The organism is Curtobacterium sp. AB7 (assembly GCF_044909335.1).
GTDB lineage: Bacteria > Actinomycetota > Actinomycetes > Actinomycetales > Microbacteriaceae > Curtobacterium.
In genome coordinates this window covers 254,368-280,350 of sequence record NZ_JBIYED010000004.1, presented here as the reverse complement: position 1 = coordinate 280,350, position 25,983 = coordinate 254,368, and the positions used below count along the sequence as shown (strand labels likewise).

The following is a 25,983-nucleotide window of genomic DNA, read 5'->3' as shown; positions in this document are numbered from 1 at the left end:
TGCGGTCGCCGTCGGCGGTCACGCTGCGGCCCCGAGGGCGGCGCGGATCCGGTCGGCGCGGTCGGACACGAGTGCCGCGACCCCGTCCGGACCGTCGGTCAGCAGACCGCGCGATTCGCTCACGAGCACCTGCTCGGCGCGTGCACCGTACAGCGCACGGAGGTCCTCGATCCGGGCACCCTGGGCACCGAAGCCCGGGGCCAGGACCGGCGCGGTGCCGATGGCGTCCGCGTCGATGCCGAAGTCGTCGAGGTGAAGGGTCGCGCCGAGCACGAGCCCGACGTCGCCGAGGGCCTGGTCGCCCGCGGCCCGGTTGTCGTCTGCCACGTCCAAGACGATACCGGCAGCCACGGACCGCCCGGCACGCGGACCCTCCGCCAGGACCGCGGTCTGCAGCACCCGCGCCTCCGGGTTGCTCGTCGCGGCGAGCACGAAGACCCCGGCACCGTTCCTCCGGGCGACGTCGACCGTCCCGCTGAGCGAGCCGTAGCCCAGGTACGGCGACACCGTCATCGCGTCGGCCGCGAACGGCCCGTCACGGTCGAGCCACGCGAGTGCGTAGTCGTCACCGGTCGACCCGATGTCGCCCCGCTTCACGTCGGCGACGACCAGGAGGCCCGCATCACGTGCCCGACGGATCGTCGCGTCGAGCGCGCGGTAGCCCGCCACCCCCGCCGCCTCGAAGAAGGCGATCTGCGGCTTCACGATCGCCGCGCGGCCGGCGGCCGCGTCGACCAGGGCCGCACCGAAGGCGGTCAGGCCCTGCTCGTCGCGGCTGAGCCCCCACGCCGCCAGGGTGGTGGCGTGGGGGTCGATGCCGACGCAGAGCGGTGAACGCTCGCGCATCGCGGACGCGAGCCGATCGCCGAAGGAGGCCGGGCCTCCCGATCGTCCGTCGCTCACCAGGTGGCGCGCTCCCGCGCGTAGTCCTGCAGGCTCCGGACGTTGAGCGGCGTGCCGATCGTCTCGATCGCCGCGACCGCCGCACCGATCTGCGCGATCGTCGTGAACAGCGGCTTGTCCGCTGCGACCGTGGCCGCACGGATCTCGTACCCGTCCGCCCGACCGGCGGCACCCGACGGCGTGTTGATGACGATGTCGACCTCGTTGCGCGTCAGCAGGTCGACGACGCTCTCGCCGCCCTGGCTGTACTTGCCGACGATGCCGACCTCGATGCCGTTGCGGCGGAGGATCTCCGCCGTGCCCTCGGTCGCGATGATCGTGAAGCCGAGCTGCTGCAGGCGGTGCACCGGCAGCACGATGGCGCGCTTGTCGGTGTCCGCGACGCTCACGAAGACCGTGCCGCTGGTCGGCAGGCCGCCGTACGCGGCGTCCTGCGACTTGAGGAACGCCCGCGGGAAGTCGCGGTCGATGCCCATGACCTCGCCGGTGGAGCGCATCTCGGGGCTGAGGACCGAGTCGACGACCTGACCCTCGCGGGTGCGGAAGCGGCGGAAGGGCAGGACGGCCTCCTTGACGGCGACCGGGGCTTCCATCGGGACGAATGCCCCGTCGCGGGCCGGCAGCATGCCCTCGGCGACGAGCTCGTCGACGCTGGTGCCGGTCATGATGCGGGACGCGGCCTTGGCCAGTGGGATGCCGAGCGCCTTCGAGACGAACGGGACCGTGCGGCTGGCTCGTGGGTTCGCCTCGAGGACGTAGAGCACACCGGCGCCGATGGCGAACTGGACGTTGAGCAGCCCCTGCACACCGATGCCGCGGGCGATCTTCTCGGTCGCGTCGACGACGCCCTGGATCTCGGCACGGCCGAGGCCGACCGGGGGCAGGGTGCAGGCGGAGTCGCCGGAGTGGATGCCGGCCTCTTCCAGGTGCTCCATGATGCCGCCGATGTAGAGCCGCTCACCGTCGAAGAGCGCGTCGACGTCGATCTCCACCGCGTCGTCCAGGAACCGGTCGACGAGCAGCGGGAGCTCCGGGCCGATGATCGCCTGGTCGGCCATCCGATCGAAGTAGTCGGCGAGCGACGGGGAGTCGTACAGGATCTCCATGCCGCGGCCGCCGAGCACGAAGGACGGGCGGACGAGCACCGGGTAGCCGATCTCCTCGGCCACGGCGGTCGCGCTCGCCAGGTCGTGGGCGGTGCCGTTGCGCGGCGCGAGCAGCCCCGCGGCGTCGAGGATGGCGGAGAACTGGCCGCGCTCCTCGGCGGAGTCGATCGCCGTCGGGCTCGTGCCGAGGATCGGGATCCCCGCCGCCTCGAGCGGCTTCGCCAGGCCCAGGGCGGTCTGCCCCCCGAGCTGCACGACGACGCCGACCAGTTCGCCCGATGCCGCCTCGGCCTCGATGACCTCGAGGACGTCCTCGGCCGTGAGCGGCTCGAAGTACAGGCGGTCCGAGGTGTCGTAGTCGGTGGAGACCGTCTCGGGGTTGCAGTTGATCATGATCGTCTCGAACCCGGCGTCGCTCAGCGCGAAGGACGCGTGCACGCAGGAGTAGTCGAACTCGACGCCCTGGCCGATGCGGTTCGGGCCGGAGCCCAGGATGACGACCTTCTTGCGGTTGCTCGCGACCACCTCGGTCTCGACGTCGTACGACGAGTAGTGGTACGGCGTCAGGGCCGGGAACTCGCCGGCGCAGGTGTCGACGGTCTTGAAGACGGGGCGGATGCCGAGGGCGTGCCGGTCGTCGCGGACCTGCTGCTCGCTGACCGGGTGCTCCGGGGTGCTGCGCAGCGCCGCGATCTGGGTGTCGCTGAAGCCGTGCTCCTTGGCCCACCGGATGGTGTCCGCGTCGAGCTCGTCGGCGGCCGCGACCTCGGCGGCGACCTCGTTGATGAGCACGATCTGGTCGATGAACCACGGGTCGATCTTCGTCGCCTCGAAGACCTCGTCGGCGGTGGCGCCGGCGACCAGGGCCTGCTGCACCGTGACGATCCGGCCGTCGGTGGGGATGGACGACTTCGCGAGCAGGGCGTCCTTGTCGAGCGCCGCCGCCGGGGTGTCCCAGTGGAAGCTCGAGCCGCGCTTCTCGAGCGAGCGCAGTGACTTCTGCAGCGCCGTCGCGTAGTTGCGGCCGATCGCCATCGCCTCGCCGACGCTCTTCATCGTCGTGGTGAGCGTGGCGTCCGCAGCGGGGAACTTCTCGAACGCGAACCGCGGGGTCTTCACGACCACGTAGTCGAGCGTCGGCTCGAAGCTGGCCGGGGTGACCTTCGTGATGTCGTTCTGGATCTCGTCCAGGCGGTACCCGATGGCGAGCTTCGCGGCGATCTTCGCGATCGGGAAGCCGGTGGCCTTCGAGGCCAGGGCCGACGAGCGGGAGACGCGCGGGTTCATCTCGATGACGATCAGACGGCCGTTCGACGGGTCGACGGCGAACTGGATGTTGCAACCACCGGTGTCGACACCGACGCGGCGGATGATGTCGATGCCGATGTTGCGCATGTTCTGGTACTCGCGGTCGGTGAGCGTGAGCGCCGGGGCGACGGTGATCGAGTCGCCGGTGTGCACGCCGACCGGGTCGACGTTCTCGATGGAGCAGATGACGACGGTGTTGTCGTAGTTGTCGCGCATCAGCTCGAGCTCGTACTCCTTCCAGCCGAGGATGGACTCCTCGAGCAGGACCTCGGTCGTCGGGCTGGACTGCAGCCCGTCGCCGACGAAGCGGACGAGTTCGGCTTCGTCGTACGCGAAGCCCGAACCGAGACCACCCATGGTGAAGGACGGGCGGACGACGAGCGGGTAGCCGAGGTCCTTCGCGAACTCCTTCGCCTCTTCCAGCGTGTGGGCGATGTGGCTCCGGGCCACGTCGGCGCCGGACTCGAGCACGAGCTCCTTGAAGAGCTGGCGGTCCTCTCCGCGCTGGATGGCGTCCACCTTGGCGCCGATGAGCTCGACACCGTGCTTGGCGAGGATGCCGGCCTCGTCGAGCGCGATCGCCGCGTTCAGCGCGGTCTGGCCGCCCAGCGTCGGCAGGACGGCGTCCGGCTTCTCGATGCGGATGATCTCCTCGAGGCACGCGTTCGTGATCGGCTCGATGTAGGTCGCGTCGGCGAAGTCGGGGTCGGTCATGATCGTCGCGGGGTTCGGGTTGACGAGGATGACCCGAACGCCCTCGGCCCGGAGGACGCGGCACGCCTGGGTGCCGGAGTAGTCGAACTCGGCGGCCTGACCGATGACGATCGGGCCGGAACCGATGACGAGGACGGAGTTGATGTCTGCGCGCTTGGGCATCAGTTCGCTTCCTTGGTGATGTCTGCTGCGGGAGTGGTCGCGTCGGCGGTGGCCGCGTCGAGCGGCTCCCCGTCACGTCGCGCGCGCACCAGGTCCGCGAACCGGTCGAAGAGGTACATGCTGTCGTGCGGACCAGCGGCGGCCTCGGGGTGGTACTGCACGCTGAACGCGGGCACGTCGAGCGCCCGCAGGCCCTCGACCACGTCGTCGTTCAGCGAGTAGTGCGAGACCTCGACGCGTCCGAACCCGGCCGGCGACTCGAGGACCTGCCCCAGGGGAGCGTCGACCGCGAAACCGTGGTTCTGGCTCGTGATCTCGACCTTGCCCGTGGTGGTGTCGAGCACCGGCTGGTTGATGCCGCGGTGGCCGAAGGGCAGCTTGTAGGTGCCGAAGCCGAGCGCGCGGCCGAGCAGCTGGTTGCCGAAGCAGATGCCGAAGAACGGACGTCCGGTCCGCAGGCTGCCCTGCAGCAGTTCGACCTGGGCGTCCGACGCAGCGGGGTCCCCGGGGCCGTTCGAGTAGAACAGGGCGTCCGGTGCGAGCTCCTCGAGCGCCGCAGCGGAGATGTCCTGCGGCACGACGTGCACCTCGAACCCGCGCTGGGCGAGGTAGCGGGTGGTCGAGGCCTTCACGCCCAGGTCGAGCACGGCGAGCCGGCCGATCTGCTCACCTTCGGCCGACACCACGTAGGTCTCCGGGGTGGACACGATCGCCGAGAAGCTCGCGCCGGCCATGGTGGCCTGCGACCGGACGGCGTCCAGCTGCTCCGACTCCGACAGCGTCGAGTCGACACCGCTGAACACGCCGCCCTTCATGGCACCGGCGTCGCGGATGCGGCTCGTGAGCGCACGGGTGTCGATGCCGGAGATGCCGACGATGCCGTCGCGCACCAGGTGGTCGTCGAGCGACGCGTTCGCGCGGTGGTTCGAGACCACGCGGCTGGGGTCGCGCACCACGTACCCGGCGACCCAGATGCGACGGGACTCGGGGTCCTCGTCGTTGACACCGGTGTTGCCGATGTGCGGCGCGGTCTGCACCACGATCTGGCCGGCGTAGGACGGATCGGTCAGCGTCTCCTGGTAGCCGGTCATGCCGGTCGCGAAGACCACCTCGCCGAGCGTGCGCCCGCGAGCGCCGTAGGCCCAGCCGTCGTACCGGGTGCCGTCTTCGAGGACCAGGACGGCCCGTTCGCGTGTCATGCTTTCTTCCCTTCGCCCGCGGTTCGCGGGGCATTGGCCGCAGTCGCCTGCGGCCCGGTCTCGGTCAGTCCCTGCAGGGCGAGCAGCGCGGCTGCGTCGCCCTCCGGGAACCGGAAGTACGTGTCGAGGTCCGTCGCACCTGCGGCGCCGGTCGCCGTCCATCGCAGACGGACCAGTCCCCCGGGCTCGACCACCCGGTCGATCGCCCACGTCGAGCGGTCGGCCCCGCGGACCGCGGCACGTTCGATCCAGCGGTCGTCCGCGCCGGCGAGTCGCAGGACCACACCGGTCGCGTGGACGTCCACGCCGCCGCGACCCCGGAACCCGAGTCCGCCGGCGGTGATGCGTTCCAGCGGCTGGTCCGCACGGGTCGTCGCGACGGAGAAACCGTCCCAGGACCCGGCCGCCGGTCCGACCGTGGTCGGGACGGGGACGGGAGGCACGGATTCCGCCTGCTTCCTGCTCCGCGTCCGCCAGGTGCGCGCCATGGCGACGAAGAGCGCGGCCACCGCGAGCAGGATCACCCCGCCGAGCAGCCAGCGCGCGGCGTCGCCGCTCATGCGCGCGCCCCCGTCCGGAGGGCCGCGGCGTGCGCGGCGACGGTGTCGGCGTCCACGAGACGGCCGTCGAGCACCGTCGGCGCGCCCAGGTGGAACGTGGCGACGACCCGGCCGGGCAGGGTCATGCCGAGGTACGGCGAGTTCTGCGACTGGCCGGCGAGGTCGGCGGCCGCGAACTCGCGGCTGGCCGTCGGGTCGTAGAGCGTGATCTCGGCGGGTGCGCCCTCGGCGATGCGCTGGCCGTGGCCCTCGACCTGGCCGATACGTGCCGGCGCCTCGGACAGGACCCGGGCGACGTCGGCCCAGTCGAGCTGCCCCGACGCGACGACGGCGGACTGCACGACGCTGAGCGCCGACTCGAGGCCGACCATGCCGTTCGCCGCCGCCGGCCACTCGCAGCACTTCGCCTCGGCCGTGTGCGGCGCGTGGTCGGTCGCGACGATGTCGATCGTTCCGTCGGCCAGGGCGGCGCGCAGGGCGTCGACGTCCTCCTGGGCACGGAGCGGCGGGTTCACCTTGTAGCGGGCGTCGTACCCGGGGGCGCCGCCGTGCCCGGCGATGAGGTCCTCGGTGAGCACGAGGTGGTGCGGGGTGACCTCGGCGGTGACGTCGATGCCGCGGGACTTGGCCCAGCGGATCACCTCGACGCTGCCGGCGGTCGACACGTGGCAGACGTGCAGCCGCGCGCCCACGTGGTCGGCGAGCAGGACGTCGCGGGCGATGATCGCCTCCTCCGCCACGGCCGGCCAGCCGGCCAGTCCGAGCTCCGACGACAGGCGGCCCTCGTTCATCTGCGCGCCGATGGTCAGTCGGGGTTCCTGCGCGTGCTGCGCGAGCACGCCGCCGAAGCCCTTGATGTACTCGAGCGCACGGCGCATGAGCAGCGGGTCGGCGACGCAGGAGCCGTCGTCCGAGAAGACCCGGACCTTCGCCCTGCTCGTCGCCATGGCGCCGATCTCGGACAGGTGCGTGCCCTGCAGCCCCTGCGAAACCGCGCCGATCGGGCGGACGGTGACGTAGCCGGCGTCGTCTCCGAGTGCCTGCACCTGCTCGACGACCCCGGCGGTGTCGGCGACCGGGCTCGAGTTCGCCATCGCGTTGACGGCGGTGAAGCCTCCGGCCGCCGCGGCGCTGGAGCCGGTGAGGACCGTCTCGGATTCCTCGTGCCCGGGCTCGCGCAGGTGGGTGTGCAGGTCAACGAGGCCCGGCAGGGCGATGAGCCCGTCGGCGTCGACGACCGTGGCGCCGCCCGCGTCCACACCGGACCCGATCGCCGTGATGCGGCCGTCCTGCAGTCGGATGTCGGCGCGCGAGCCGTCGACCAGCTGCGCGCCGCGGATCAGGTGAGCGGTCATGCTGCGGACTCCTTCGGTTCGGTGCCGGTCAGGGCCAGGTAGAGGACCGCCATGCGGACCGAGACACCGTTCTCGACCTGCTCGACCACGGTGGATCGGGGGTCGTCGGCTGCGACGCCGGCGATCTCCAGACCGCGGTTCATCGGACCGGGGTGCATGATCAGCGTGCGCTCGGACAGCCGCGCGAACCGCGCTGCCGTCAGGCCCCAGTGCCGCGTGTACTCGCGCGGGTTCGGGAAGAACGCGTCGTCCATCCGCTCCTGCTGGATCCGGAGCGTCATGACGACGTCCGGGTCCTCGGCCAGGGCGGCGTCGAGGTCGTGGTGCACCGCTGCGCCGAACGGGGTCGTGGTGGCGGGCAACAGCGTCGGCGGTGCGGCGAAGGTGACGCTCGCACCGAGGGTCCGGAGCAGCCACGCGTTCGAGCGGGCGACACGGCTGTGCAGCACGTCGCCGACGATGAGGACCCGGACGCCGTCGAGGCCCTGTCCACGCGACCCGGCACCGTGCAGACGACGACGCATGGTGAAGGCGTCGAGCAGCGCCTGCGTCGGGTGCTCGTGCGTGCCGTCTCCGGCGTTCACCACGGGGACGTCGATCCAGTCGGCGTCGGCCAGCACGCGTGGCGCACCGGAGGAACCGTGCCGCATGACGATGCCGTCGATGCCCATCGCGCCGAGGGTCTGCACGGTGTCCTTGAGGGACTCGCCCTTGGAGACGCTCGAGCCCTTGGCCGCGAAGTTGATGACGTCGGCCGACAGGCGCTTCGCCGCGGCCTCGAACGAGATGCGCGTGCGCGTCGAGTCCTCGAAGAACAGGTTCACGACCGTCTTGCCGCGCAGGGCCGGGAGCTTCCGGACCTCGCGCGTGTTGACCTCGGCCATCTCCTCGGCGACGTCGAGGATGTGCACGGCCTGATCGCGCGACAGGTCGGCGGTGGAGAGCAGGTGTCGCATCACGCCACCCCCTGCTCGATGAACACGGTGTCGTCGCCGTCGGTCTCGGACAGGTGCAGGGTGACCCGCTCGTCCGAGGCGGTCGGCAGGTTCTTGCCGACGTGGTCCGCCCGGATCGGCAACTCGCGGTGGCCGCGGTCGACGAGCACGGCGAGCCGGACGGCGCGCGGCCGGCCGATCCCCTGCAGGGCGTCGAGCGCTGCCCGGACCGTGCGGCCCGAGTACAGGACGTCGTCGACGAGCACGACGACCTTGCCGTCGATGCCACCGGCGGGGATGACCGTGCGGTGCGGGGCACGACCGATGCCGTGCCCGAGGTCGTCCCGGTGCATGGTCACGTCGAGCGTGCCGACCCGTTCGGATCCGATGCCCGCCCGCGCGGACTGCCACTCGGGCTCGATGTCCGCCAGGACGCGGCCCAGCCGTTCGGCGAGCACGGCGCCCCGGGTCGGGATGCCCAGGAGGACGAGGTCCGAGCCGCCGTGGTTGGCCTCGAGGATCTCGTGTGCGATGCGCGTCAGAGCGCGCGTGATGTCGGGTTGCTGCAGGACCGTTCTGGTACCCACGTCGACCCCCTTCCCCGCCTCACTGGACGGCATTAAAGGATGCTGACGTGCACAAGCCTAGCGGGACTCCTGGTCCCCAGCGACCGTCCGACCGGACGGTGCACGACCGCCGGCGACGGCTCCGAGGACACCGTTCACGAAGCCCGCGGAGTCCTCGGTCGAGAGCGACTGGGCGAGCTCGACGGCCTCGGCGATCGCGACGGCGTCGGGCACCTCCGGGTTGAACCGGAGCTCCCAGACGGCCATCCGCAGGATGCAGCGGTCGAGGACCGGCATCCGGGCGATCGACCACCCCTGGGCGTGGTCGACGATGACGGAGTCGATCTCGTGACGGGCGTCGTCGACGCCCGTCACGATCTGCCGTGCGTAGTCCCAGCTCGAGGCACGCTCGGGCTGGTCCAGGTGACGGACGGTCTCGGTCGCCAGGACGTCTGTGATCGGGAGCTCACGCACCTCGGCCACGTACAGCATGTCGAGGGCGCGCTTGCGGGCCTTCGAACGAGCACTCATACGGACGTCGCCTAGGAGTTGACGCGGCCGAGGAAGCTGCCGTCGCGCGTGTCGATCTTCACCGTGGTGCCGCTCTCGAGGTACAGCGGGACCTGGATGCGGTGGCCGGTCGCGATGATGGTCGCGTCCTTGGTGCCACCGGAGGAGCGGTCGCCCTGCAGACCCGGCTCGGTCTCGACCTCGGTCACGATCGACGTCGGGAGCTCGACGTAGAGCGGGTTGCCCTCGTTCATCGCGATCGTGACCATCGCGGACTCGAGCAGGTAGTTCTTCGCGTCGCCCACGACCGTCGCCGAGACCGGGATCTGGTCGTAGGTGTCGGTGTCCATGAACACGTACGAGTCACCGTCCTCGTAGAGGAACTGGTAGTCGCGGCGGTCGACCACGGCGGTGTCGATCTTCGCACCGGCGTTGAAGGTGCGGTCGACGACCTTGCCCGAGACGACGTTCTTCAGCTTGGTGCGGACGAACGCGCCACCCTTGCCGGGCTTGACGTGCTGGAACTCCACGACCGACCACAGCTGGCCGTCGATGATGAGAACGGCGCCGTTCTTGATGTCAGTGGTACTGGCCATGAGTCTTCGGTGTCCCGTTCGGTCGTGTTGTGAAAGGTCTTCGGGCCGCGCTGGGCCCCGGACGAGTGTAGCGGACGCCCGCCCGTCGCCATCAGCGCCGTCGCCGGGCGCGCCAGGAGTCGATCGCCGCCCAGCCGAGCAGCACCACGGCCGCTCCCCCGAGCAGTGCCCCGGCCACCGCGGTCGAGATCGCCGCGTCCGGTCGGGCGGGCAGCGCCAGGTAGACGATCGCCAGGATGCCGGCACCGGCGCCCAGCAGCACGAGCAGGATGCGCCGGACCATGCCGGACACGAGCTCGCGGTCGCGTCTGTCCGCGAAGAGTCGGATGTTGACGGTGAACTTGCCCGTCTCGATCGCTTCGCCGATCCGGTCGACCCGGCGCGGCAGTCGTCGGGCCGCGGAGACGACGCCGATCAGCTCCTTCGCCGCCAGGTCGCGCAGCTTGCCGGGGCGCAGCTGGTCGGTGATCTGCTCACGGGCGAGCCCGCGGGACTCCTCGAGCAGGTCGAACGACGGCGCGAGCGTCCGGAGCGTGCCCTCGAAGATCGCCAGCGCCCGCGCGGCGGCGACAAAGTCCGGCGGCGCCTTGAGCCGGTACCGCCCGAACACCTCGACGGCGTCGTCGACCGTCTCGACGCCGATGCGCGCGCCCGGTCCGAGCTCGTCCGCGACGAAGCGCGCGATGTCCCGACGGAAGTCGGGCTCGTCGTGCGCGTCGCGCACCGGTGCCATCCGCAGCACCGCATCGGCGATCCGCGAGGTGTCGTCCTGCAGGTAGGCGACCAGCAGGTCCTGGACCGTGTCCCGGAGGGTCGGGTCGAGCCTCCCGACCGATCCGAAGTCGATCAACGCGGGCCGTCCGTCGGGCAGCACCAGGACGTTCCCGGGGTGCAGATCTGCGTGGTACAGGCCGTCGAAGACGACCTGTCGCAGGAACGCGCGCAGGATCGCGCGCATCGGACCGTCGAGGTCGCGGTCCGCTCGCTCGGCGCGGATCGCGCTGAGCGTGTCGCCCTCCAGGAACTCCATCACGAGCACGCGGCGCCCGGACAGGTCCGGGTACGGGTCCGGGAACCGGACCTCGTCCGGACGGGCGCTGCGGGCCTGTGCGGCACGCAGGGCGGTGAGGTTCCGCAGCTCGGAGACGAAGTCGACCTGGCGGACCAGGTCGTCGGCGTACTGCGCGGCCACGTCCTGCACGCCGACCTGCCGGGCCTCGGTCGACCAGCGCGCCATGAAGCGGACGACGCGGAGCGCGATGTCGACGTCACGGCGGACGGCGGCGTCGATGCCGGGGCGCTGCACCTTGACCGCGACCGCGGTGCCGTCGGGCAGGCGGGCGCGGTGGACCTGGGCGATCGAGGCCGCGGCGACGGGCACCGGGTCGAAGGACGCGAAGACCTGGTCGACCGGCGCGCCGAGTTCCTGTTCGAGCAGGGCGAGCACCTGGTCGGCGGGGGCGGCGGTGACGTTGCGCTGCAGGTGGGCGAGTCCCTCGGTCCACTCCTCCGGCAGCAGGTCGTCACGGGTGGAGAGCAACTGGCCCATCTTCACGAACCCGCCGCCCGCTTCCTCGAGCGCACGGCGCAGGTGCTCGGCCTGGCTGCGGCGCAGGTCGGAGGTGGCCGGGTCGTGCGAGAAGTCGAGGCGACGGAACGGGACGAGGCGGTGGCGTCTCGCGATCGACAGCAGTTCGGTGAACCGGCGGCCGCGGGACCGGAGGGTGCCGGTGTCGGCCTCCTGCGAGCCGGACAGGTCGCTCAGTCGGGGTGGGTTGGGCACGTCGTCAGTCTGCTCCCCGCTGCTGGGTCCGCCGGGTGCGCCCGTCTTCCTGCACAGGCCGGGAGGCGCGGCTCGGCATCCACAGATCGCCTCATGTGTCGCGTCGGGTCCCGCCCACTGCCGCAGGCTGGCCCCATGGAGACAGCACTGGTCCGGCGTGCATCGCCGCCCTCTGGGCGGCCGTGCATACGACATTTCGAGTACTGTGCTCCGGGAACTCGAGACCGTACGGTGGTGGTCGAAGGCGGACCGACGGCTCGCCACTCGCGCACTCCGGAGACGAACCGCCGCCGATCACGTCCACCATGAGGAAGAGGAGCCCACCTGATGCCGATCCTGCGACCCTTGCCGGATGCGCCCGACGTGGACGCGGACGACGACGTTCTCTTCGCGTGGGACAACGGCGCCACGGTCGCGGAGTTCCGGGAATGGCAGCGGACCGGCGTCCTCACCGTGTCCATGCGGGTCAAGTGGTGGTGGCGACGGACGCGGCGGGTGTTGCGCTGACGCCCAGTCAGGCGCCGCTGCCGTTGTAGCGTGCGGTGGCACCGGACTCGACCAGGTCGCGGTAGCGCTCGAGCGCCGTCTCGGCACCGGTGCCGTGCTCCTGGTGCACGTCGATGCCCCGAGCAACGAGCTGCTCGCGCCAGTCCCCCGGCACCGGGCCCTCGTCGAAGCCCGTGATCCGCTCGACCGTGGCCCCGTCAGCGGCGAACTCCAGCGCGGAGACCCCCGACCACAGCAGGGCACCGAGGCACATCACGCACGGTTGGGCGTTCACGACGAGCACGCGCCGGTGCCCGACGTCACGGCCGAGGTTCCAGGCACCCGTCCGAGCCTGCGCGAGTCCGAGGGTGACGACCTCGGCGTGCATCGACGACACGTTGGCGTGCAGCACCAGGTTCACCCCGAGGGCGACGACCGCGCCCGTGTCCTCGTCGACGACGGCCGCTCCGAACGGGCCGCCGGTGCCCTCCTCGACGTTCCGCTCGGCGAGGGCGTTCACGAGCGCGAACCGCTCCGCACGGGTGCCGAGGTGTTCCGGAGCAGCGGCCTGCGCATCGCGGAGCCAGTCGGGGACGCCGACCCGGAGCTCGGTCGGGAACGGGGCGAGGGCTGCTGCAGACATGCGGCGACGCTAACGGCGCATCGTTTCGACGGTGTTTCCCGATCGAAACGATGCCGAAACACCGCGCCCGTAGCCTCGACCACCACCGGCTCGAGCCGGCAGGAACGCGTGCGCATCGACGTCACGCGGGCATCCACGACAGGGGGCGATGATGACGGCACACCACGCGACCGCCGCGTCCCGCTGCTGGCCCCGCGGCGCCATCGCGCACGGACACTGACGACCGTCCGCCCGTTCGTCCGACCGTCGCGCGCCGATCCGCCGGGCGGTCCACGTGCCCTGGAGTGCGCCGTCTCGCCGAGCCGCACCGATCGGCGCACCCTGCTCTGTGCCTCCCGGCCGCCCACCGGACGCACCCACCCACCTGCTGCACCGTCCCCTCCGAGAGGACCCTCGTGACCACGATCCACCTCGCCGTGTTCCTGTTCCCCGGCTACCACCTCGGCGCCTGGCGCCTGCCGGACGCCGTCCCCGAACTCGACCTCGGCATCGACCACTACGTCCGCGCCGCCGAACTCGCCGAGGCGGCGAAGCTCGACGCACTGTTCTTCGAGGACCAGGCCGCCGTCCGGCGCAGCAACGACATCCTGGCCGGCGACACCTACGGTGCCGCGAACCCCCGCTCGATCCACTTCGACCCGACGATGCTCCTGCCCGCCCTGGCGATGCGGACCACGCACCTGGGTCTCGCAGCGACGTCGACCACGACCTTCAACGACCCCTACAACCTCGCGCGGCGGTTCTCGACCCTCGACCACATCAGCAAGGGCCGCGCGGGGTGGAACCTCGTGACGTCCTTCAACGAGGACGAGGCGCAGAACTTCGGACTCGACGCCCACGTGCAGCACGCCGCGCGGTACGAGCGCGCGAGCGAGTTCGTCGACGTCGTCACGGGGCTGTGGGACTCGTGGGACCCGGACGCGATCGTGCGCGACAAGGAGTCCGGCACCTACTTCGACATCGACAAGATGCGGTTCCTGCAGCACGACGGCGAGCACTTCCGGGTGCGAGGACCGCTGACGACGGGTCGGAGTCCGCAGGGACGGCCCGTCGTGTTCCAGGCGGGTGCGTCGGAGCCGGGCCGTGCACTCGCGGCGCGCACCGCCGACGTCGTGTTCACCCTGCAGTCCGACCCGGACGAGAGCCGCGCGTTCCGCGACGACATCCGGGCGCGCGCCGAACGGTTCGGCCGCGACCCCGACCACGTCAAGGTGCTCGTCGGGATGACCCCGATCGTCGGCGACACCGACCAGGACGCCCGCGACCTCGCCGACCGGATGATGGCGTTGATCCCGGACGACCTGGCACTGAGCAACCTGAAGCCCCTCGCCGGTGGCGTCGACTTCCGGCAGTTCGACCTCGACGCGCCCGTGCCGGAGCTGCCCGAGTCGAACGCCGGCAAGTCGCACCGGGCGGCGATCATGGCGGTGTCACGGCAACAGGGACTGTCCGTCATCGAGACCGCCCGGTACTTCGCCGAGGGCAGCTACCGGAAGATGATCGGGTCACCGTCGACGATCGCCGACACCATGCAGGCGTGGTCGGAGGCCGGGGCGTGCGACGGGTTCCTGGCGGTGCCGACGCACTTCCCGGCCGGGGTCGAGGACTTCACCCAGAAGGTCGTGCCGGAGCTGCAGCGCCGCGGACTGCACCGGACCGAGTACACCGGACCGCACCTGCGCGACCACCTCGGGGTGCAGAAGTACTAGACGCCGACCTCTTGGTAGGCGGTGAACAGCAGGTGGTCCTCGGGGCCCTCGAGGATCACCGGCTTGCCGACGGCGTCGAGGATGATGAACCGGAGCATGCCGGCACGGGCCTTCTTGTCGCGACGCATCGCTGCGAGGAGGCCCTGCCACCGGCCGATGCCGTAGGTCGTCGGCAGGTCTAGGGAGTCCAGGATCGCCCGGTGCCGGTCCACGGTCGCGTCGTCGAGGTGCCCCGTCAGGCGTGCGAGCTCGGCGGCGAACACCATGCCGACCGACACCGCAGCACCGTGACGCCACTGGTACCGCTCCGCGTGCTCGATGGCGTGCCCGAGCGTGTGACCGTAGTTCAGGATCTCGCGTCGTCCCTGCTCGGTGAAGTCGTCGGACACGACCTCGGCCTTCAGGGCGATGGCGAGTTCGACCACGCGGCGGAACTCCGGCGACGTCGGGTCGGTGACGCGGGCGACGTCGGCCTCGATGATGTCCAGGATCTCCGGCACGGCGATGAACCCGGCCTTCACGATCTCGGCGAAGCCGGTGAGGATCTCGTTGCGCGGCAGGGTGCGGACGAGGTCGAGGTCGGCGACCACCGCGCGGGGGGCGGAGAAGGAACCGACGAGGTTCTTGCCCTCGTTCGTGTTGATGCCCGTCTTCCCGCCCACGCTGGCGTCCACCATGCCGAGCACGCTCGTCGGCACCGACACGTACGGCACCCCGCGCAGCCACGTCGCCGCGACGAAGCCCGCCAGGTCGGTGACGGCACCGCCGCCGAGGCCGATGACGGCGTCGGTGCGGGTGAAGTCGGACTGGCCCATGATCTGCCAGCAGAACGACGCGACCTCGATGCGCTTGGCGGCCTCGGCATCCGGCACCTCGGCGATGAGGGCTTCGAGGCCGGCGTCGACGAGCAGGTCGCGCAGGTCGTTCGCCCGCGCACCGAGGGTCGGGGCGTGCACGATGAGGACCTTGGCAACACGGGGGCCGAGGATCGCGGGCAGCGAGCCGAGCAGGCCCGAGCCGACCGCCACCACGTAGCCGTCGTCACCGCCGACGCGGATCTCGGTGGTGCCTGCGGGCAGGATCGGGTCGGTCACGGTGCTCCTTCGGTGGTGGTGCTGGTGTCGTCGCGGCGGTTGGCGCTGCCGTCGCTGCCGTCGTTCCGCAGCCACGTCACGACCTCGTCGACCACCCGGGACATCGGACGGCGCGAGGTGTCGACGACGACGTGCGCGAGCTCGGCGTAGGTCGCCGCACGCTCGTCCATGATCGTCTGCCAGGCGTCGATGCCGCCGTTCGCGAGCAGGGGCCGGTCCGAGCCGGCGATCCGCTCGGCGACGGCCTCGGGCGAGACGGTGAGCAGGACGATGCGGGCGCCGGACAGTGCCTCGCGGGTGGCGGCGTGCGTCACCGCTCCGCCGCCGACGGCGATGACGCCCCCGGTACCGAGGGCGGTCCGGACGGCGTCGGCCTCGAGGGCACGGAAGGCCGGCTCACCGCGGTCGGAGAAGATGCCGGGGATCGGGCCGTGCTCGCGGACGATGACCCGGTCGGTGTCGGTGAACGGCACGCCCAGCGCCTTCGCGACGCGCTTACCGACGCTGGACTTGCCGGCGCCCATCGGGCCGATCACGACGACGGGCGCAGCCGGACCCCGCGCAGCGCCGCCGGACGGGACGTCACCGGACGCGGCGCCGGACGGGACGTCACCGGACGGGACGTCCCCGGACGCGGCGCCGGATGGGACGTCACCGGACGGGACGTCCCCGGACGCGGCGCCGCCGCCGTTCGTGCTCACGACGCGTCGGCCGGTGCCGCCGGCTCCGTCCGACGGGTGCGGAGCGTCTCCGGGATCGACGCGAGGTAGGCGTCGAGGTTGCGCTTGGTCTCGACGACGTTGTCGCCGCCGAACTTCTCGAGCACGGCGTCGGCGAGCACGAGTGCCACCATCGCCTCGGCCACGACGCCGGCGGCCGGGACCGCGCAGACGTCGGAGCGCTGGTGGTGCGCCGAGGCGTCCTCGCCCGAGACGACGTCGACGGTGTGCAGCGCGTGCGGCACGGTCGCGATCGGCTTCATGCCGGCACGGACGCGCAGGACGGTGCCCGTGGACATGCCGCCCTCGGTGCCGCCGGCGCGGTCGCTGGTGCGGTAGATCTCGCCGTCCTCGCGGTAGAGCTCGTCGTGGGCCGCGGAGCCGCGCCGACCGGCGGTCGCGAAGCCGTCGCCGACCTCGACGCCCTTGATCGCCTGGATGCCCATGATCGCCGCAGCCAGCCGGGCGTCGAGTCGACGGTCCCACTGCACGTGCGAACCGAGCCCCGGCGGGACGCCGTAGAACAGCACCTCGACGACGCCGCCGAGGGTGTCGCCGTCCTTCTTCGCGGCCTCGACCTCGGTCACCATGCGCGCCGAGGTGTCGGCGTCGAAGCAGCGCAACTGGTCGCCGTCGAGACGGTCGACGTCGTCGGGCAGGGGCAGGTCGGTGCCGTCCGGCACACGGACCGTGCCGACCTGCAGGGTGTGCGCGACCGACCGCATGCCGAGTTCGGCGAGGAAGGACTTCGCGACGGCGCCGAGCGCGACGCGGGCCGCGGTCTCACGGGCGCTCGCGCGCTCGAGGATCGGGCGGGCCTCGTCGAAGCCGTACTTCTGCATGCCGACCAGGTCGGCGTGGCCCGGACGGGGGCGGGTCAGCGGGGCGCTGCGGCCACGCGACATCTCGGTGGACTCGACCGGCTCGGGGTTCATGACCTCGACCCACTTCGGCCACTCGGTGTTGCCGATCCGGATCGCGATCGGGCTGCCGAGCGAGAACCCGTGCCGGACACCGCCGGACACGTGCAGCTCGTCCTGTTCGAACTTCATGCGCGAGCCACGACCGTAGCCGAGCTTGCGGCGCGCGAGATCGGTACGGATGGACTCGAACGACACCGGGACACCCGCGGGCAGGCCCTCGAGCATCGCGATCAGTTCGGGTCCGTGGGACTCACCAGCAGTCAACCAACGAAGCATGGAGCAATCCTCCCACAGCGCACCGCCGTGCGACGTCGCCGCCCTACTGGTAGTCGGGGTGTGCCCGGAGCCACGCCTGGAACTGCTTCACCGCGACGAGGTGCTCGTCGTAGGTGTTCGAGAACACCGTCTCGCCGGTCTCCAGGTTCACCGTCACGAAGTACAGCCACTTGCCCGGGGCCTCGTTCGTCACGGCCTTGATCGCGATGTCCCCGGGGTTCGAGATCGGTGCCGGCGGCAGCCCCTCGTGCACGTAGGTGTTGTACGCGTTCGACTCGTCGGCCCGTTCGGCGTCGGTCGTCGTCACGGTGTGGGTGTTGCCCGTTCCGTAGGCGACAGTGGCGTCGGACTGCAGGCGCATGCCCTGGTCGAGCCGGTTCTGGAACACCCGTGCGACCTTCGGGTAGTCGGCGGCGAGGCCGGCTTCCTTCTGCACGAGCGACGCGAAGACGATGACGTGCTCCTGGTCGGCCTCCTTGACGCCAGCGGCGGCCAGGTGCTCCTTCATCGTGTCGACCATCGACTTGAAGTACTGCTCCGCCGTCCACCCCGGGTTGATCGGGTACGTCGCGGGGAACAGCCAGCCCTCGAGCGTGGTGACGCCGGACGGCAGGCCGTACGCGGACAGGTCCTTCGCGGCCTTGGCGACCTCGGTCTTGGTGAGCCCGGCCTTCGAGACCATCCCGGCCTCGATGTCCGCCAGCGCGGTGCCCTCGGGGATCACGATCGAGGCCTGCACGCGGTTCTTCTCGTCCTGCAGCGCGGCCAGCGCCGACTTCGAGCTCATCTGCTTCTTCAGCGAGTACGAACCCGGCTGGAACTGCACGTCGGGCGACGCCAGCAGCAGCTTGTAGAAGACCTTCGAGTCCTTCACGACGCCGCTGCGCTGCAGCGTCGCGGCGACGTTCTCGCCGATGTCGCCCTGCTTGATGGTGATGGTGACCTTGGCCTTGCCGCTGCCCGTGTAGTCGTCCGGCTCCTGCGAGCCGCTGACCGCGGCGACGATCTGCTGGATCTTCGGGGCGGCGAACGCGTACGCGCTCACCCCGCCGGCGAGGACCACGGCGACGATCACGATGCCGGCGATGAGCGGCCCGCGACGGCGCTGCGGGCGCGGTTCGCGCGGCGGCCGGGAGGCTCCCCCGCGTCCGCCACGGCCACCACGACCACCGCCTCCCGCGGCTCCACCGCCGCCGGTGCGCCCGGCGTCGTCGGTACCGTCGGGCCGGTCGGACCCGGCTCCGCCGGCGGCGCGCGCCGAGGGCACCTCGCCGGTCAGCAGCGCGGCGACCTCGGGGTGGAGTTCGGGGGCCGCCTGCGGCTGCGCGGGCTCCGGTACCGGCTGCTCACGCGGAGCGGTCGAATCGGGGTCTGGGGCGGGGTCGGTCGCGGCGTCGGCGTCGCGACGAGCGCGTTCCGCTTCGAGCGCCCGAGCCTCGCGACGGGACATCGGACGGTCCGGCTGCGGGGTCACTCGCGCGGAGTCGTCACGGTCATCGGTACCTGCTGCGCGGTCGGAAGTCGTCTTCCGCCGCTCGGCTTCGTTGCCGGGCGCGATGATCGCGTTCCAGTCCAGATCGTCTGCCAACGGTTCTCGGTCTCTCGGTCGGGAACTCCGCCTGGGCACCGTCGTCCTCGGGTGACGGAAGGGCAGCCGGGTCGCGGTGGGTTGCCCTGTCAGGGAAGCGTGGTGCCCGGAGGGGCACCGGCACTGCGTTCGTGGTCGAGCGCGTGTTGCAGAATGATAACAGCGGCCGCTTGGTCGATCACGGAGCGCGACTTCTTCGTGTTCTTGCCGGCCTGGTGCAGTCCCCGTTGCGCGGTCACCGTGGACAGCCGTTCGTCGACCAGTCGGACCGGGCGGTGCTCGGCGATCCGGGCCGCGAACGCCCGGGCGTCGTCCGTCGACGGGGTGTCGCCGCCGGACATCGACAGGGGCAGTCCGACGACGAGCTCGAGCACGTCGTACTCGTCCGCGATCTCGAGGATCCGACGCAGGTCGGACGAGTCGTCTCGACGCACGGTCTCGACCGGCGTCGCCAGCAACCCGTCGCGGTCGCACACGGCGATCCCGATCCGGGCGCGGCCGACGTCCACGCCGAGCCGCCGCCCGGACCGGATCGCCACGGTCAGCCCGCGATCCGGGCGGTCACGGCACGGAGCGCAGCCGGGAGCGCCGCCGGGTCGGTGCCGCCGCCCTGGGCCAGGTCCGGCTTGCCGCCGCCGCCACCACCGAGCACACCGGCGGCCTCCTTGGCGAGCGGACCCGCCTGGACGCCCGCGGAGCGCGCCGCGTCGTTGGTGGCGACGATCACGATCGGCTTCCCGCTCACCACGGCACCGAGCACGACGACGGCAGCGCCGTCACCGAGCTGTGCGCGGACCCCGGTCGCCAGCGAGCGCAGGTCGTCGCCGGACTGCAGGCCGTCGACGGTCTCGGCCACGACGGTGGTCGTCCCGACGGTCGTCGCGGTCCGTGCGATCGACGGGACCCGCTGCTGGAGGTTCGCCGACTCGTACTCGGCGATCCGCTTCTGCGCGGTGCGGAGGTCCTCCATGAGCGACTGCACGCGCGTGGGCAGGTCGGCTCGAGGGGCCTTCAGCGCGCTGGAGAGCTGCGAGACGATGGTCCGCTCGACCGCGAGGTCACGGAAGCCCTCGAGCCCGACGAGCGCTTCGACACGACGGTTGGTCGACCCGACGCTCGACTCCCCCACCAGGTTGACGAGTCCGATCTGGGCACTGGACGCGACGTGCGTGCCACCGCAGAGCTCGCGCGACCACGGACCGCCGATGTCGACCATGCGGACCTCGGCACCGTACTTCTCACCGAAGAGCGCCTGCGCACCGAGCGCCTTGGCCTCGTCGATCGGCATGATGCGGGTCGAGACCTCGAGGTCGGTGCGGATCGCGGTGTTGACGACCTCCTCGATCTCGGAGCGGGTCGCGAGCGAGATCGGCTGCGACCACGAGAAGTCGAGGCGCATGTAGCCGGACTTGTTGTACGAACCCGCCTGCAGCGCCTCGGGGCCGAGGATGTCGCGGAGCGCGGCGTTCACCAGGTGCGTCGCGGAATGCGCCTGCGTGGCGCCGCGACGGTACTCGGCATCGACCACGGTGTTCGCCGCGTCGCCCACGCCGACCTCGCCGGAGCGGACCTGGACGGTGTGGCTCCAGAGGCCGGCGACGGGACGCTGGACGTCGAGGACCTCGAGGTCGAAGCCGTTGCCGACGATCGATCCCTGGTCGGCGTCCTGGCCACCCGACTCGGCGTACAGCGACGTCTCACCGAGGATGACCTCGGCGATGTCGCCCGCCACTGCCCGGTCGACGCTGACGCCGCCGACGATGATGCCGAGCACGTTCGTCTCGGCCTCGAGCGCGTCGTAGCCGAGGAAGACCGTCTCGCCCTTCGCCCGGAACGCGCTGTACACGCTCAGGTCGGCGATCGCGGTCTTCTTGCTCTTCGCGTCGGCCTTCGCCCGGGCGCGCTGCTCGGACATCAGGGTCTCGAACGCGGTCCGGTCGACGTGGACCCCGGCCTCTTCGGCCATCTCCATCGTCAGGTCGATCGGGAACCCGAAGGTGTCGTGCAGCAGGAACGCGGTGTCCCCGCCGATGGACGGCGCACCGTCCTGCTTCGCGCGCTCGACGGCGACGTCGAGGATCGTCGTGCCCTGCGCGAGCGTGCGGAGGAACGTCTCTTCTTCCGCGTAGGCGATCCGCGCGATGCGGTCGTAGTCGGAAGCGACCTCGGGGTAGGCGTCGCGCATCGCGTCGCGGGACGCCGGGAACAGCTCCGGGAACGTCGCGGTCTCGACCCCGAGCAGGCGCATCGCACGGACCGTGCGGCGCAGCAGACGACGCAGGATGTACCCGCGGCCCTCGTTCGACGGGCTCACGCCGTCGGCGATGAGCATGAGCGCGGAGCGCACGTGGTCCGCGATGACCCGCATGCGGACGTCGTCCTCGTGCACGGCGCCGTAGCGGCGGCCGGAGATCTCGGACGCGCGGTCGAGGACCGGGCGGACCTGGTCGATCTCGTACATGTTGTCGACGCCCTGCTTGATGAAGGCGACGCGCTCGAGCCCCATGCCGGTGTCGATGTTCTTGTTCGGCAGCTCGCCGGTGATCTCGAAGTCGTACTTCGAGCGGACGTCGGCGATCTGGTACTGCATGAACACGAGGTTCCAGATCTCGACGTACCGGTCGTCGTCGGTGGCCGGGCCGCCGTCGATGCCGTACTCGGGCCCGCGGTCGAAGAAGATCTCGGAGCAGGGCCCCGCGGGTCCGGGCTGGCCGGTGGACCAGTAGTTCGTGTCCTTGCCGAGGCGCTGGATGCGCTCCTCGGGCAGTGAGGAGTGCTGCTTCCAGAACGCGATCGCCTCGTCGTCGTCCTCGTAGACCGTCACCCAGAGGTCGTCGGGCGAGAAGCCGAGCCCGCCGTCCGACTCCGGGTTCGTCAGGAACTCCCAGGCGAACTGGATCGCCTGCTCCTTGAAGTAGTCGCCGAACGAGAAGTTGCCGTTCATCTGGAAGAACGTGCCGTGGCGAGGGGTCTTGCCGACCTCTTCGATGTCGTTCGTGCGGATGCACTTCTGCACGCTCGTGGCACGGGGGTACGGCGCGGGGACGAGCCCCGTCAGGTACGGGATGAACGGCACCATGCCGGCGACCGTGAAGAGGAGCGACGGGTCGTCGGAGACGAGGGATGCGGACGGGACGACGGTGTGGCCGCGGTCACCGAAGTACTGGAGCCAACGGCGGCGGATCTCTGCGGTCTGCATGGTGCTTCCTGGGTTCAGGTCGGGGGTGGGAGGTGGAGGCGGGACGACGGTGCGGCCGGGCCGCGGTGGAGCTCGACGACTCAGACGTCGGTGCGGAGCTCGGCCCCTCGGGACCGGTACCCGTCGGCGACCGCGCCGGTGAAGGCCTTCGTGCTCGCGTCGACGACGGCGAAGAGCCGTGCGCCTCCGGGGGTCCTGGCGACCTGGTGCGCCACGGCGAACCCGATGACGACGCCGACCGCGACGAAGAACAACTGCTTCACGGTGCCTCTCCCTCTGTGCACCCTGGCGGTGCATGCCCGGACAAGCTTAGCCGCCGGGCACTTCCCGGAACGCCGAACGGCGGGCCGTCCTCGAGAGGACGACCCACCGTTCGGGTGTGATCAGTGGATCAGCGAGCTGCGTAGTACTCGACGACGAGCTGCACTTCACAGGTCACGGGGACCTCGGCGCGCTTCGGGCGACGCACGAGGCGGGCCTGGAGCTTGTCGATCTCGACCTCGAGGTAACCCGGGACCTTCGGCAGGACTTCCTGGTGGCCACCGGCCGCGGCGACCTGGAAGGGCTCCATCGACTCGGACTTCGGCTTGACGTGGATCAGCTGGCCCTCCTTGACGCGGAAGGAGGGGCGGTCCACGAGCTTGCCGTCGACCAGCAGGTGACGGTGCACGATCAGCTGACGGGCCTGCGCGGTGGTGCGGGCGAAGCCGGCACGGACCACGAGGGCGTCGAGGCGCTGCTCGAGGAGCTCGACCAGGTTCTCACCGGTCAGGCCCTTCGTCTTGCGGGCCTCTTCGAAGACGATGCGGAGCTGCTTCTCGCGGATGCCGTACTGGGCGCGCAGACGCTGCTTCTCACGGAGGCGGACGGCGTAGTCGCTGTCCGCACGACGGCGCGTACGGCCGTGCTCACCGGGGCCGTAGGGGCGCTTCTCGAGGTAACGGGCCGCCTTCGGCGTCAGCGGGATGCCGAGTGCGCGCGACAGGCGGGTCTTGCTGCGGGTACGTGACTTGGTAGACACAGGGTCCTTTTCTCTGTTCGAACTGAATACTCACCGGAGGCCGGGCACACGAGTGCCCGTGGCCCCGACGACGGGATCCAGAGGGATGAGCCTGTGGGATCGGACGGCTACAGTCCGAACCTCTGCCCCCGTACCACCGGAGTGGCACTCTGTCCTCAACGCAGCCGTGCTCGAGGACCAGGACGTAGGCCCGGCAATGCTAGCAGGAACTCGACGTGCCGTCCTACTGCCCGCGGGTGATCTTCCGGAGTCGTTCGAGCCGCGGACCGACCTCGCGCTCGTAGCCGTTCGCCGTCGGGGTGTAGTACTCGGTGCCCTCGAGCGCATCGGGCAGGTACTGCTGCTCGGCGACCCCGTGCTCGGCGTCGTGCGAGTAGACGTAGCCCTTGCCGTGGCCGAGTCGCTTCGCCCCGGCGTAGTGCGCGTCGCGCAGGTGCATCGGCACGGTGCCCATCCGGCCGGCCTTGACGTCCGCCATCGCCGCGTTCACACCGTTGTAGGCGGCGTTCGACTTCGGTGCGGTCGCCAGGTACACGACGGCCTCGGCCAGGGGGATGCGGCCCTCGGGCATGCCGATGAGCTGCACGGCCTGGGCCGCCGCGACGGCGATGGGCAGTGCCTGCGGGTCCGCCATGCCGATGTCCTCGGACGCCGAGATGATGATCCGGCGCGCGATGAACCGGGAGTCCTCGCCCGCCTCGATCATCCGCGCGAGGTAGTGCAGCGCGGCGTCGACGTCGCTCCCCCGCACCGACTTGATGAAGGCGCTGATGACGTCGTAGTGCTCGTCGCCCTGCCGGTCGTACCGCAGCAGCGCACGGTCGACGGCCGCGGCGACGGTGTCCGCGTCGACCACCGGCACGGTGTCGTCGTCGTCGTCCTGGGCCGCGGCAGCCGAGGCAGCAGCAGCCTCGAGCGCCGTGAGGGCGCGTCGGGCGTCACCCGAGGCCAACCGGACGATGGCCCCACGTGCCTCGTCACCGAGGACGACCGCGCCGCCGAGGCCGCGGGGGTCCTCCACCGCACGGTCGACGAGCATGCCGAGGTCGGCGTCGGTGAGCGGCTTGAGCGTCAGGAGCAGGGACCGGGACAGCAGCGGGGAGATGACCGAGAACGACGGGTTCTCGGTCGTGGCCGCGATGAGGATCACCCACCCGTTCTCGACACCGGGCAGCAGGGCGTCCTGCTGCGCCTTGCTGAACCGGTGGATCTCGTCGAGGAACAGCACCGTCGTGGACCCGTACAGGTCGCGGTGGGTGAGGGCCTTCTCCATGACCTCGCGCACGTCCTTGACGCCGGCGGTCACCGCGGAGAGCTCGACGAACTCGCGCCCGGACTGCCGCGCGATGGCCTGCGCCAACGTGGTCTTGCCGGTGCCGGGAGGACCCCAGAGGATGACCGACACACCGCCCGGGTTGTCGCGGGTGCCGGTGGCGAGCTGCACGAGCGGTGACCCGCGGCCGAGCAGGTGCTGTTGGCCGGCGACCTCGTCGAGGCTGGTCGGGCGCATCCGCACCGCGAGCGGGACGGAGCCCTGCGCGAGACCGGCGCGACCGCCCGTCGTGGGCGCACGCATGCTCGAACGGTCCGCTGCCATGCACCAATCGTAGGCCGACCCACTGACAGCCCCGCGCCTCCCAGGCCGTTGATGGTGACGACTCGGATACGCTCGTTCCACACTGCGACGAGAGGGCAGAACAGCACCGTGGCACCGAAGAACCCAGCGCGCGACAACCGCGAGGCGCGCGAGCGCCTCCGTCTCTACCAGGCCCGCCAGGGACTCCACGACCGGCAGCGTCGTCGGCGGGTGCGCGACAACCTGGTCGGCGCCGGTGCCCTCGTGCTGGTCGCCGCCCTGGCCACCGGGTCGCAGCTCGCCTTCGCGGGCTCGCAGGGGAACGGGTCGGCAGACGCCAGCGCGAGCGCCACCGCCACACCGACGCCCTCGGCCAGCGCCACGGCGGCGAACACGGGCGACGTGCCGAGCAAGGAGATCGCCAAGGGCGCGACCTGGACGGGCTCGCTGACGCTCAACAAGTCGATCGACCTCGGCATCGAGCTGGACGGCGCGAAGGCCCCGCAGGCCGCGAGCGTCGAGATCTCGTTGATCAGGGAGCAGTTCTACAACGGCACCACCTGCCACCGGCTGGCCGACAGCGACGGGCTGAAGTTCCTGCAGTGCGGTTCGGCGAACGGCGACGGCACGGGCGACGCCGGGTTCGAGTACGGCCCGCTCGAGAACGTCCCGAGCGACGGCGTCTACGACGAGGGCACCATCGCGATCGCGCGATCGACGTCGCCGTACTCGCAGTCGACCCAGTTCTTCATCGTCTACGGCGACACCACGCTCGACAGCTCCACGGGCGGCTACACGGTCGTCGGGAAGGTCACGAGCGGCCTGTCCGAACTCGAGTCGAAGATCGCCGCGAAGGGCATCTCGTCGCCCGGCCAGGACGGCACCGGTGAGCCGAAGGTGGCGACGACGATCACCTCCGCGACCATCGCCCAGGAGAAGTAGTCCACAAGCCGTTGCGCGCGGCGGGCCGCGGAGCCCGTCCGTGCAATAGGCTGACGACCTGACCGTGCCGACGGTGACGTCGGCGATGCACGACCACGATCGAGGCGAGA

23 protein-coding genes are annotated in these 25,983 nt (G+C 71.1%); 3 read left to right on the top strand and 20 right to left on the bottom strand.

Annotation, left to right across the window (positions count from 1 at the left end):
- Positions 1-18: 18 nt before the first annotated feature.
- The 10 genes from pyrF to ABH929_RS11485 all read right to left on the bottom strand — a co-directional run bounded on the left by pyrF (position 19) and on the right by ABH929_RS11485 (position 11,697).
- A complete protein-coding gene (gene pyrF, locus ABH929_RS11530; protein WP_404561337.1) occupies positions 19-903 on the bottom strand; it encodes an orotidine-5'-phosphate decarboxylase in 885 nt (294 codons plus the stop codon).
- On the bottom strand, positions 900-4,193 hold the full coding sequence (gene carB, locus ABH929_RS11525; RefSeq protein WP_404561335.1) for a carbamoyl-phosphate synthase large subunit: 3,294 nt from the start codon (positions 4,191-4,193) through the stop codon (positions 900-902). Before carB ends, pyrF begins: the two co-directional genes overlap by 4 nt.
- Complete coding sequence (gene carA, locus ABH929_RS11520) at positions 4,193-5,392, bottom strand: glutamine-hydrolyzing carbamoyl-phosphate synthase small subunit (protein WP_404561333.1); 1,200 nt, start codon at positions 5,390-5,392, stop codon at positions 4,193-4,195. The genes carB and carA overlap by 1 nt, the downstream gene beginning before the upstream one ends.
- Positions 5,389-5,952, bottom strand: a complete 564-nt coding sequence (locus ABH929_RS11515) for a hypothetical protein (RefSeq protein ID WP_404561331.1) — start codon at positions 5,950-5,952, stop codon at positions 5,389-5,391. Before ABH929_RS11515 ends, carA begins: the two co-directional genes overlap by 4 nt.
- On the bottom strand, positions 5,949-7,307 hold the full coding sequence (locus tag ABH929_RS11510) for a dihydroorotase (RefSeq protein ID WP_404561329.1): 1,359 nt from the start codon (positions 7,305-7,307) through the stop codon (positions 5,949-5,951). The genes ABH929_RS11515 and ABH929_RS11510 overlap by 4 nt, the downstream gene beginning before the upstream one ends.
- Complete coding sequence (locus ABH929_RS11505; RefSeq protein WP_123294316.1) at positions 7,304-8,263, bottom strand: aspartate carbamoyltransferase catalytic subunit; 960 nt, start codon at positions 8,261-8,263, stop codon at positions 7,304-7,306. Before ABH929_RS11505 ends, ABH929_RS11510 begins: the two co-directional genes overlap by 4 nt.
- Positions 8,263-8,862, bottom strand: coding sequence for a bifunctional pyr operon transcriptional regulator/uracil phosphoribosyltransferase PyrR (pyrR, locus tag ABH929_RS11500; RefSeq protein ID WP_111083911.1), 600 nt, complete (start codon positions 8,860-8,862; stop codon positions 8,263-8,265). Before pyrR ends, ABH929_RS11505 begins: the two co-directional genes overlap by 1 nt.
- Positions 8,863-8,886: 24 nt before the next feature.
- Positions 8,887-9,339: a transcription antitermination factor NusB gene (nusB, locus tag ABH929_RS11495; protein WP_111083910.1), complete on the bottom strand. Its 453-nt coding sequence runs from the start codon at positions 9,337-9,339 to the stop codon at positions 8,887-8,889.
- 11 nt (positions 9,340-9,350) lie between these two features.
- On the bottom strand, positions 9,351-9,914 hold the full coding sequence (efp, locus tag ABH929_RS11490) for an elongation factor P (RefSeq protein ID WP_111083909.1): 564 nt from the start codon (positions 9,912-9,914) through the stop codon (positions 9,351-9,353).
- A gap of 91 nt (positions 9,915-10,005) precedes the next feature.
- The gene (locus tag ABH929_RS11485) at positions 10,006-11,697 is read right to left on the bottom strand and encodes an AarF/ABC1/UbiB kinase family protein (RefSeq protein ID WP_111083908.1); all 1,692 of its coding nucleotides are present in this window, start codon (positions 11,695-11,697) and stop codon (positions 10,006-10,008) included.
- 327 nt (positions 11,698-12,024) lie between these two features.
- Here ABH929_RS11485 and ABH929_RS11480 point away from each other — a divergent pair, with 327 nt between their 5' ends.
- Positions 12,025-12,204 (top strand): hypothetical protein, encoded by a 180-nt coding sequence (locus tag ABH929_RS11480; RefSeq protein WP_263090609.1) that lies wholly within the window; start codon positions 12,025-12,027, stop codon positions 12,202-12,204.
- 7 nt (positions 12,205-12,211) lie between these two features.
- Here the strand turns inward: ABH929_RS11480 and ABH929_RS11475 are convergent, their stop codons facing one another.
- Positions 12,212-12,826: a deaminase gene (locus ABH929_RS11475; protein WP_404561325.1), complete on the bottom strand. Its 615-nt coding sequence runs from the start codon at positions 12,824-12,826 to the stop codon at positions 12,212-12,214.
- Positions 12,827-13,221: 395 nt separating this feature from the next.
- Between ABH929_RS11475 and ABH929_RS11470 the strand changes: the two genes are divergently transcribed.
- Positions 13,222-14,535: an LLM class flavin-dependent oxidoreductase gene (locus ABH929_RS11470; RefSeq protein WP_404561324.1), complete on the top strand. Its 1,314-nt coding sequence runs from the start codon at positions 13,222-13,224 to the stop codon at positions 14,533-14,535.
- Here ABH929_RS11470 and aroB read toward each other — a convergent pair.
- The 9 genes from aroB to ABH929_RS11425 all read right to left on the bottom strand — a co-directional run bounded on the left by aroB (position 14,532) and on the right by ABH929_RS11425 (position 24,931).
- Entirely contained in the window at positions 14,532-15,629 is a 1,098-nt protein-coding gene (gene aroB / locus ABH929_RS11465; protein ID WP_404561322.1) for a 3-dehydroquinate synthase, read from the bottom strand. The two genes, ABH929_RS11470 and aroB, sit on opposite strands and share 4 nt — an antisense overlap.
- The gene (locus ABH929_RS11460) at positions 15,626-16,330 is read right to left on the bottom strand and encodes a shikimate kinase (protein ID WP_404561321.1); all 705 of its coding nucleotides are present in this window, start codon (positions 16,328-16,330) and stop codon (positions 15,626-15,628) included. The genes aroB and ABH929_RS11460 overlap by 4 nt, the downstream gene beginning before the upstream one ends.
- Complete coding sequence (gene aroC / locus ABH929_RS11455; protein WP_404561320.1) at positions 16,327-17,547, bottom strand: chorismate synthase; 1,221 nt, start codon at positions 17,545-17,547, stop codon at positions 16,327-16,329. Before aroC ends, ABH929_RS11460 begins: the two co-directional genes overlap by 4 nt.
- 43 nt (positions 17,548-17,590) lie before the next feature.
- Entirely contained in the window at positions 17,591-19,135 is a 1,545-nt protein-coding gene (mltG, locus tag ABH929_RS11450; RefSeq protein ID WP_404561319.1) for an endolytic transglycosylase MltG, read from the bottom strand.
- Positions 19,136-19,224: 89 nt separating this feature from the next.
- The gene (gene ruvX, locus ABH929_RS11445) at positions 19,225-19,668 is read right to left on the bottom strand and encodes a Holliday junction resolvase RuvX (protein WP_205464464.1); all 444 of its coding nucleotides are present in this window, start codon (positions 19,666-19,668) and stop codon (positions 19,225-19,227) included.
- Between the two features lie 8 nt (positions 19,669-19,676).
- Positions 19,677-22,334 carry an alanine--tRNA ligase gene (gene alaS / locus ABH929_RS11440; RefSeq protein WP_263090602.1) on the bottom strand — a complete coding sequence of 886 codons (2,658 nt, stop codon included), beginning with the start codon at positions 22,332-22,334 and terminating at the stop codon, positions 19,677-19,679.
- Between the two features lie 80 nt (positions 22,335-22,414).
- The gene (locus ABH929_RS11435; RefSeq protein WP_111083901.1) at positions 22,415-22,597 is read right to left on the bottom strand and encodes a hypothetical protein; all 183 of its coding nucleotides are present in this window, start codon (positions 22,595-22,597) and stop codon (positions 22,415-22,417) included.
- Between the two features lie 128 nt (positions 22,598-22,725).
- Positions 22,726-23,355, bottom strand: coding sequence for a 30S ribosomal protein S4 (gene rpsD / locus ABH929_RS11430; protein ID WP_111083900.1), 630 nt, complete (start codon positions 23,353-23,355; stop codon positions 22,726-22,728).
- 223 nt (positions 23,356-23,578) lie between these two features.
- Positions 23,579-24,931 (bottom strand): replication-associated recombination protein A, encoded by a 1,353-nt coding sequence (locus ABH929_RS11425; protein ID WP_194648014.1) that lies wholly within the window; start codon positions 24,929-24,931, stop codon positions 23,579-23,581.
- 129 nt (positions 24,932-25,060) lie between these two features.
- Between ABH929_RS11425 and ABH929_RS11420 the strand changes: the two genes are divergently transcribed.
- Complete coding sequence (locus tag ABH929_RS11420) at positions 25,061-25,873, top strand: peptidylprolyl isomerase (protein ID WP_263090601.1); 813 nt, start codon at positions 25,061-25,063, stop codon at positions 25,871-25,873.
- Positions 25,874-25,983: the final 110 nt, after the last annotated feature.

What these genes read in the sequence shown, in the direction of transcription:
- carB (WP_404561335.1), bottom strand. Translation starts at nt 4,193, where the DNA reads ATGCCCAAGCGCGCAGACATCAACTCCGTCCTCGTCATCGGTTCCGGC.
- carA (WP_404561333.1), bottom strand. Translation starts at nt 5,392, where the DNA reads ATGACACGCGAACGGGCCGTCCTGGTCCTCGAAGACGGCACCCGGTAC.
- ABH929_RS11515 (WP_404561331.1), bottom strand. Translation starts at nt 5,952, where the DNA reads ATGAGCGGCGACGCCGCGCGCTGGCTGCTCGGCGGGGTGATCCTGCTC.
- ABH929_RS11510 (WP_404561329.1), bottom strand. Translation starts at nt 7,307, where the DNA reads ATGACCGCTCACCTGATCCGCGGCGCGCAGCTGGTCGACGGCTCGCGC.
- ABH929_RS11505 (WP_123294316.1), bottom strand. Translation starts at nt 8,263, where the DNA reads ATGCGACACCTGCTCTCCACCGCCGACCTGTCGCGCGATCAGGCCGTG.
- pyrR (WP_111083911.1), bottom strand. Translation starts at nt 8,862, where the DNA reads ATGCCGTCCAGTGAGGCGGGGAAGGGGGTCGACGTGGGTACCAGAACG.
- nusB (WP_111083910.1), bottom strand. Translation starts at nt 9,339, where the DNA reads ATGAGTGCTCGTTCGAAGGCCCGCAAGCGCGCCCTCGACATGCTGTAC.
- efp (WP_111083909.1), bottom strand. Translation starts at nt 9,914, where the DNA reads ATGGCCAGTACCACTGACATCAAGAACGGCGCCGTTCTCATCATCGAC.
- ABH929_RS11480 (WP_263090609.1), top strand. Translation starts at nt 12,025, where the DNA reads ATGCCGATCCTGCGACCCTTGCCGGATGCGCCCGACGTGGACGCGGAC.
- ABH929_RS11475 (WP_404561325.1), bottom strand. Translation starts at nt 12,826, where the DNA reads ATGTCTGCAGCAGCCCTCGCCCCGTTCCCGACCGAGCTCCGGGTCGGC.
- aroC (WP_404561320.1), bottom strand. Translation starts at nt 17,547, where the DNA reads ATGCTTCGTTGGTTGACTGCTGGTGAGTCCCACGGACCCGAACTGATC.
- alaS (WP_263090602.1), bottom strand. Translation starts at nt 22,334, where the DNA reads ATGCAGACCGCAGAGATCCGCCGCCGTTGGCTCCAGTACTTCGGTGAC.
- ABH929_RS11425 (WP_194648014.1), bottom strand. Translation starts at nt 24,931, where the DNA reads ATGCGTGCGCCCACGACGGGCGGTCGCGCCGGTCTCGCGCAGGGCTCC.